This is a genomic window from Bacteroides sp. 2_2_4, from assembly GCF_000157055.1.
GTDB lineage: Bacteria > Bacteroidota > Bacteroidia > Bacteroidales > Bacteroidaceae > Bacteroides > Bacteroides ovatus.
Genome location: NZ_EQ973368.1, coordinates 51537 through 58723, shown reverse-complemented (window position 1 = coordinate 58723; position 7187 = coordinate 51537). Strand labels below are relative to the sequence as shown.

The following is a 7187-nucleotide window of genomic DNA, read 5'->3' as shown; positions in this document are numbered from 1 at the left end:
GAAATCATATCATAGGTTGCGGGATGTGCTCACCTTGAAAGAAGGTGTCTTCTCCTCACGGAAAGGAGAACAATACCAGATACTGTCCCCGTGTTGTCTGACCGGGGAAAATCCCATGCGCCGGAGATAATCCTCCAACGGAATGCGTTTAGCTTCTTCAATATTCATTGTATAACGGATTGGATTAATGGCTCTTTTTATAACGTGAATCCCTTAGTATCACCCATTGCAGGGGATTCTGCGGCTTCCCGTTTTTTCTCAGTTCAAAATGCAGGTGGTTGCCGGTCGCGATACCGGTATGCCCGACATTGCCGATACGCCGACCCATGCGGACAACGTTTCCCTTTTTCACGTACAATTTACTTAAGTGCGCATACAGCGTGGAAAAGCCACCCGCATGCCGGATTTCGACGTACCAGCCGTAACTGCTGCTGTACCGGGCTTCAACGACCTTCCCGTTTCCCGAAGCATGGACCGGCGTGCCATAAGGTGCGGCTATATCCACTCCGGCATGGAGTACCCTTTTCTTTCTCACCGGATGCATCCTTATTCCGAAACCGGACGAGACGGCGAACCTCCTCCGGCTCTCATTCAAGGGGAATATAATAGGATAATCAGCCAGTACGGTTACCGGCAACCGGCTGTTTCATACGAAAGATTTTCACTGCCGGGCGGAATGGATACGGCAGATGATTGAACTGAGTCCGCTTCTGAACTCCTTCGACGGGGATTGTGTAAAAGCCGGACATGACAATAAGTGACAGAACATGACAATCAATGACAACTTCTTCATAATCAATTTATTTAATGGCAAAGATAGTAATTTTACCCTTGCAAATGATTCATTAATCTTTAAAATTAACGTATATGGACAATGTAAACTTAGCCCCTGAAAACAACGGAGCAACTCAGGAACACGGGTATCTGATGGCGTATGACAAGAAAGAGCAGAAAGCCAAAGGAGTAAAAGGAATCTCAGCGAATGGCGAACTGGAAACGCTCGAAGCCAATGAAGCGGACAAAGGCCAGTTCATCAAGGTGGACCAGAGAGGTAACTTCTTCACCAACTTCGGAAAGAACTTTCTCTACCATTACAACAATCCGGGACGTTACTCCTTGTACAACATCCCGAAAGAAACACCTGTAGAGCAGGCCAAAGAAAAAATAGAGGCAGCGCAGCTACCACAGAACGAAGCGGTAAGAAAAGAGCTGGCTTCGACCAGGGTGTATAACAACCACCGTTATAATGAACGGGAAATCAATTGGGAACAGGCTGCCAGATATGGCATTACCCCGGATGTCCTGAAAAATTCGAAGGACAGTCTTGAAAGGATGTTGCAAGGGAAATCTTCCGCTGTAGCCTTCCATATAGCCAAACCTTCCGAGCTGGGTCGTGAAAGTGGTGATGCTAAACTCTCCCTGTTCCGTGATGAGAACGGTGTGGTCAAGTTTGACATCCATTATATCCGTCAGGCTCCCAAAGTGGGTGAAGATTACAGGGGATACACATTGACGGAGGACGATCTCAAGACATTAAACCAGACCGGCAACCTGGGTAAAACAGTCGACATGGTCATTGATTACCGCACCAAGGAAACCAGGCCCTGCTACCTTTCCAAAGACCCGGTAACGAATGAATTGTTTCACATGCCCGTAGAACAGGTACGCGTTCCCCGCAAGGTAAAAGATTATACGCTTTCCCCATCAGAATATGAAGCCGCCTTACGTGGAGAGGAAGTGCCTATCCGTTTCAAGTCCAATAACGGGAACTATTATACCACATCCATTCAGATGAGTGCCGCCGAGCGGGGTGTTGAATTCCTCTGGGAAAGAAGCACCAAGAAGCTGGAAGAGGGGCAGAAACAGGAGCAGCAGCAAAACAGTAACGGAGAACAGCAGGTTAACGGGCCGGTACAAACAGCCGGAAAGCCTTTGAAAAAGGAAGAGGCCTCCCGGCAAGCGGAAAAGAAAACACGTACCCGCAAGCCGTCCATAACCCCTAAAATGTAATAATATGGCAGCCTATCTTTCTGATGACCCCAAGCAGCTGGACGAGCTTTTCAAGAAAGACGGTGAAGGCTATCTTCTTGTCGGTTATGAAACCGGCAAGGAGAAACCTCATGCGGAATCCTCCTATATACTCTATTCTGCCGATCCCGACAGGCAAGACCCTGTTTATACGTTCATGGCTCTGTTCAGCCGGGAAACGATAAAAGCCAAATATGCCGCTTTTGTACCGGATACCCGTCTGGAAATCTATTCATTCCCGAAAATGACGGATGTGCCTGTCCTTACAGGGGATATTGCCAAGAAAAAATATATCAACCGGTTCTTTCTGCCCTATGTCCGGGAGAAGGGACTGGTTCCCCTGATAAGCACCAATCTGAGGAATGTACTGTTTGCACAGTCACGCAGCGACATCCTCATGGAATCCGGCGAGCTGCCCAAGTTGACGGTAGAGCAATTGGACGGACTGCTCCATTTTCACAGGAAACAGGACGAACTGGCTGTCCGATATGACTATAACCCGGTTTATAAATTACCCTTGCATGCGGTGGAGACTTCCAAAGGAATCCTGTTCTTCAGTGATACCCAAATTGGACGGGACGGATTAAAATGTTTTTACCAGCAACTATCCGGCAACTATTTCCGGGTTCATAGCGAACCCGGTCCCGTCAGGCAATACCAGGTCAACAGGCTGTCCGACGATATCTGTCCCTTGGTGGATGCCTGTTACCGAAAGAACCCTCAAAACGGGAAAGGGAAATATGACTTTGATGAAACCATCTTCTCAAAAGATACGTTCCGTGACCGGAACCTGTGGAAGCAGACGTTTGAAACGAATATGGAGCCGACCGCTTCTGAATTCCTCCGCCTGACTGAATTTGCAGGATGCCCTGCAAGCCGTAACAATGCGGATATCAGCAAACTACTGTATCTGATAGAAAACGGATTCAAGCGTGATCTTGTGGTTGATCCGGCTTTCGGATACCGGAATGTATTTCAAGAGTATGTCACCCGGATAGACAACTGCATCAACGGACAATCCTCCGGTCTGAATTTGGCCGATGTGCTGGATGAAATGCGCTGGAAAGCGGAGAATATTCTCCAAACGGAATTCGATGTAAGGGGACACCGTACATTGGAAAGGGCACTGAATGACAAAAGCGTTCCGTTTCTCATTGGGGGAGCCGATGCCAGCCAGGCCATGAGACAAGCCCTTCTGGAAGGCAAATGGATCTACTCTTCCAAAATCTCCGAATCAATGCCCGGTTTGCACTTTCTCCATGCCGACAAGAAATGTAACCGGGTAATGGCATACTCCAAACCTCCGGCAGGCAAAGCTGTGTATCAGGAGAAAAACGGCAGAATCATCCCATATACCGCCGCTTTGAAAAAAGAAACAAAAACGAAAAAAAATAATTCCCCTAAATTATAAAATTATGAAGCAACCCGAACAATCCTATACAGCCATAGAAACCGCTGACGGTTTTTTATTCTTCACCCATACGGCGGAAGGGCAGGCAAATATGCAAAAATTCCTGCAGCTTGTGGCGGATCATTACTTCGATCCCCATTTCAACCTCGGTCCCGTCCATGTTTACAGGGCGGAAGGCATCCTCCGACAGGGGCCGTCTGTCAATCCGGGCGGGAACCTGTTCACTGAATATCCTTACCTGAAGATGGACAGACTCCCAAAGATGGAGCTGGCATACCGTAATGAGATGAAGCCCACCCCGGAAGATTTCCGCAGTTTCTGCCACAATGCGCACTGTGACATCAGCTACCGCAACTGTAATATTATTGATGCATTGGATGCAATGGCGGGTAAGGAACGTGCAGTTTCCGAACTTTCCCGACGAACTTTGACACCGGAAATACGTGAACAGATAGAGGAAAACAGCCGTGACAAGGACGAGCTGGATAAACTCCTCAAGCGGTTCTACGACGTACGCGGACACCGGACGGTCGAAAGGATTCTCAGTGACCCGATGGACAGTGTCATGGTAGACGGTGTTCGCCTCTTTACCCCTCACCGGCAGGTATTGCAGGCGGGACATGTGCTCTTTCTGCCCGCAGAGGCAAGGGACAACCCGTCCCATTCCTATGCATGGGTTAATGGGGATTTCTCCCGGATCGTATTCTCTAAAGAACCGCCTGCAAACAAGCAGGTATTCAAGGTGAAAGCGGTTATCGAAAAGGCTTTGGATAAAAAGCGGGACGTGAAAAAGAAAAAACACACCCACCCTAAACTGTAGAAACATGGACAAGAGAGACCAAATGGAAAATTCATTTTTCGATCCCGAAAGACCGGGCAGTATATTCATTGCGATAGACCGGTATCACCATTATACACCGTTACCGGGCAACTCACTCAGGTTCGTCGAAGGAAACCAAAGGGAGGTAACGGATGCCGCCTTTTATAAGTTCCTGTCGGACAATGTCAACGAAGTCAAAAGCTGTACGTATGTGCCGGATGTGGAGATGGTGCGGTATGACCTGAATTGGATGAGGGATGTGCCGTTACCGGATACACACATGCCTTTGGACAAGTATATCCGGCAGGAGCTGTTGCCTTACTTGCAGCGGAACTTCCAGTCCCCTTCCCGTCAGATCTCACTCTCGGACGCTGTCTACTGCTCCAGATATAAAGGAGATACCGATTGCAGCATCCTGAAAAAGTATTTCGTGCAGGAAGCCGATTATATGAGTTTCCGCAGATCCCAGGACGAAAGGCAGAAAATCTACCGGGAGAGGCGAATTTCCGGACACCGCTGAAAGTGGTGGAGAATGACTTCGGGTATCTGATATTCTCCGGCAATGAAATCGGAAAAGAAGGATTCAGGGAATGTTTGCAGCATATCATCGACCATTACTTCGATCCGCATTACGACATCGGCCATCTGGGTGTCTATGAATATCCGTATGTAACGGAAGAGCTGGCAGCCCATATTGACGCATCCTACCGGATCGACCATGCCCGGCAGCTGAATAATTCTTTTGAATTCCAGCGTGAGAACCACGTGCCCCAATCCAAATTGCCGGACAAGTTTATTAATGGGCTGACTCCTCTATTTTACAGCCCGATGGAAACGACGGCTGACGGATTTATGGAACTGGCTGACAAATTCCATTTCGATCCGGACGTACGTGCGCAAATCATCCCTTCCAACCGGGATATTTACCGGTTGCTGACCGTGATGAAGAACGGTTATATGAATATTCATGAGCAGCCGTTCACCTACTTTAAGGAGCTACTGCCAGTTGCCCGGAAACTTGAAAGGATAACGCAGGTACGATCAGCGGCTGATTTCGATAGGAAGGAATTCAAACAAGCCTCCATGGAAATCCGGGAGGCCGCCGACAGCATTCTGAAAAGGGATTTCGATGTGAGGGGGCACCGTTCCCTCAAGAACATGCTGGATGATCCGATGGTGGAATTTACCGTGGGGAACCGGAGGCTGAATGACGTGCAGAAATCAGTATTGTCTTCCGGTTATGCGCTTTATATCCCGGAGAACAACCGAGAAGCGGTCAGACACCTGCAATACTGCATGGCGGACTTCGGTCAGAACCGGATGAAGAACTCATCCGAGCCTTTTCCCGTCAAGACCTATACCTTGAAAGAGGGACTTCTCCATCCGCTACCCACGGATATAAATAAAAAGCCGAGGGCCGTCAAAAAGCCGGAGAACCAAAAACGAAAGACCAACCGTTTAAAATAATAACAGGAAATATGATACCCAAAAGTCAGATTTATATTGGGGCATGGATTGTAGAGAACGATCCGGAAGAACAGGCCCCCATTCCCTATAAAGGGAAAGTCATCGCCATCAAGGAAACCGGAAAAGGAGAGATGGATTACTTTGTTAGCATCCGGCTGGATGACGAATCTATGAAGCAAAAAAGAATCTCCCTTTGCTGTCCGGACAAGATAATGGTCTGTTTTCCATGAGCCATAGACTTGGAGAAAAAGCAGAATGTGGAGCATAAGATGAAAAATGAAAAAGCTACCGGCCCGTCGAAAGGGCGTAAACTCTCTTAATCATTCACTTTATAAATCAGAAGAATATGAATACAAACGATACCATTCTTTTTAATGTAAACGACGGGCTGGGCAAAGTGGTTGATTACAGCCATATATCCGGAGAGAACCAGGATATGCTGTGCGGTAATTATCTGAGGGAGCAGGCGGAACTCGCACTGGGCGGGACCTATATTCCGGAAGAAACCATCTATTGCCTCCAAATGGACAAAGACATCGATATGGATACTCCTTCCGTCATACATGAAGTCATGTATAACGGGGAATTGGAGGAACTCCCTTCCATTTCGCTCAGAAGTCTTGTTTTCGCCCATGAAATCTCTGCAAGGGGATTACCCATACACATGTTTGATACGGTTGCTCTGCTGGAAAGGATGAATGACAGTGCCGACACGGCAAAAGTACTGGAGGCATACATACACTATCATTCGGAAAAGATGGACAATACCCGGGAGAGAACGGTTACCGCCATACAAAGCGGGAACGGTGTGCTTTTATTCGATGATACCGGAAGAGGAATTCACTGCATGGAACGGTATCTGCAATATCTGGCAGACAATTATTTCTCATCAGCATTGAGAGGTGTTGACTCCCTTGAGATCTATTATTTCAGCACCGCCAACAATATCATAGTGGAAGATTCCAGACAATGCGCCGCCATGTTCACACCGGAGATGCCACACTGTTTCATCCCCTCGGAAGCTGTCTATTATCCAAAGGATCTCATGAAAGACCATTCTCCATCCGTCCGGTGTTCCATGAAACCCGACAAAAGCGATTATGATAATTTCTTAAGCAGGTTCAATCTGGATAGAAGCGAACTCATGACGGATATTGCCCGTCTGGATGAAATCTACAAGAATGGCATTGACATCTCCAAACCCGGCTACGGGTTTATCCATGAAAACAGCTTTGAGAAAATACTGGATAAACTGACGCACTCCTACTTGAAAAAATCGGAGCATTCACCACTTTCTGAGGCCCTCCAAAAAACGGCAAAGGATGTGGCCGGAAGGATCCTGCAAACAGAATACAATGTCCGGGGATACGAACCTTCCAAACCGGAAAAGAAGGAGGCGAAAAAAGAAGCAAGAAAGAAATCCGGATCAATCAAATTATAATCATTAATAAAAAGAAAAAA

At 47.5% G+C, this 7187-nt stretch carries 8 protein-coding genes; 7 read left to right on the top strand and 1 reads right to left on the bottom strand.

Annotated features, from left to right (window positions below):
- Positions 1–184: 184 nt before the first annotated feature.
- Positions 185–544, bottom strand: coding sequence for a M23 family metallopeptidase (locus BSCG_RS0127910; protein WP_032849736.1), 360 nt, complete (start codon positions 542–544; stop codon positions 185–187).
- A gap of 323 nt (positions 545–867) precedes the next feature.
- On the opposite strand from BSCG_RS0127910, the gene BSCG_RS04695 reads away from it, so the two are divergent.
- The 7 genes from BSCG_RS04695 (at position 868) to BSCG_RS04715 (ending at position 7167) form a co-directional block, all read left to right on the top strand.
- Positions 868–2010: a DUF4099 domain-containing protein gene (locus BSCG_RS04695; RefSeq protein WP_008777103.1), complete on the top strand. Its 1143-nt coding sequence runs from the start codon at positions 868–870 to the stop codon at positions 2008–2010.
- 4 nt (positions 2011–2014) lie between these two features.
- Complete coding sequence (locus BSCG_RS04700; protein ID WP_008777102.1) at positions 2015–3439, top strand: DUF6047 family protein; 1425 nt, start codon at positions 2015–2017, stop codon at positions 3437–3439.
- A 4-nt stretch (positions 3440–3443) separates the two neighbouring features.
- Complete coding sequence (locus tag BSCG_RS04705) at positions 3444–4259, top strand: DUF6047 family protein (protein WP_008777101.1); 816 nt, start codon at positions 3444–3446, stop codon at positions 4257–4259.
- Between the two features lie 4 nt (positions 4260–4263).
- Positions 4264–4779, top strand: a complete 516-nt coding sequence (locus BSCG_RS30620) for a hypothetical protein (RefSeq protein ID WP_008777100.1) — start codon at positions 4264–4266, stop codon at positions 4777–4779.
- Positions 4665–5726: a DUF6047 family protein gene (locus BSCG_RS04710; RefSeq protein ID WP_008777099.1), complete on the top strand. Its 1062-nt coding sequence runs from the start codon at positions 4665–4667 to the stop codon at positions 5724–5726. The genes BSCG_RS30620 and BSCG_RS04710 overlap by 115 nt, the downstream gene beginning before the upstream one ends.
- A gap of 11 nt (positions 5727–5737) precedes the next feature.
- Positions 5738–5956 carry a hypothetical protein gene (locus BSCG_RS0127900; protein ID WP_008777098.1) on the top strand — a complete coding sequence of 73 codons (219 nt, stop codon included), beginning with the start codon at positions 5738–5740 and terminating at the stop codon, positions 5954–5956.
- 116 nt (positions 5957–6072) lie between these two features.
- Positions 6073–7167 carry a DUF6047 family protein gene (locus BSCG_RS04715; RefSeq protein WP_008777097.1) on the top strand — a complete coding sequence of 365 codons (1095 nt, stop codon included), beginning with the start codon at positions 6073–6075 and terminating at the stop codon, positions 7165–7167.
- The last annotated feature ends 20 nt before the right edge of the window (positions 7168–7187 follow it).

Bases quoted from the DNA above. Each gene is read 5' to 3' on its own strand.
- BSCG_RS0127900 (WP_008777098.1), top strand. From the start codon at position 5,738: ATGATACCCAAAAGTCAGATTTATATTGGGGCATGGATTGTAGAGAAC.
- BSCG_RS30620 (WP_008777100.1), top strand. From the start codon at position 4,264: ATGGACAAGAGAGACCAAATGGAAAATTCATTTTTCGATCCCGAAAGA.
- BSCG_RS04705 (WP_008777101.1), top strand. From the start codon at position 3,444: ATGAAGCAACCCGAACAATCCTATACAGCCATAGAAACCGCTGACGGT.
- BSCG_RS04700 (WP_008777102.1), top strand. From the start codon at position 2,015: ATGGCAGCCTATCTTTCTGATGACCCCAAGCAGCTGGACGAGCTTTTC.
- BSCG_RS04695 (WP_008777103.1), top strand. From the start codon at position 868: ATGGACAATGTAAACTTAGCCCCTGAAAACAACGGAGCAACTCAGGAA.
- BSCG_RS04715 (WP_008777097.1), top strand. From the start codon at position 6,073: ATGAATACAAACGATACCATTCTTTTTAATGTAAACGACGGGCTGGGC.
- BSCG_RS0127910 (WP_032849736.1), bottom strand. From the start codon at position 544: ATGCATCCGGTGAGAAAGAAAAGGGTACTCCATGCCGGAGTGGATATA.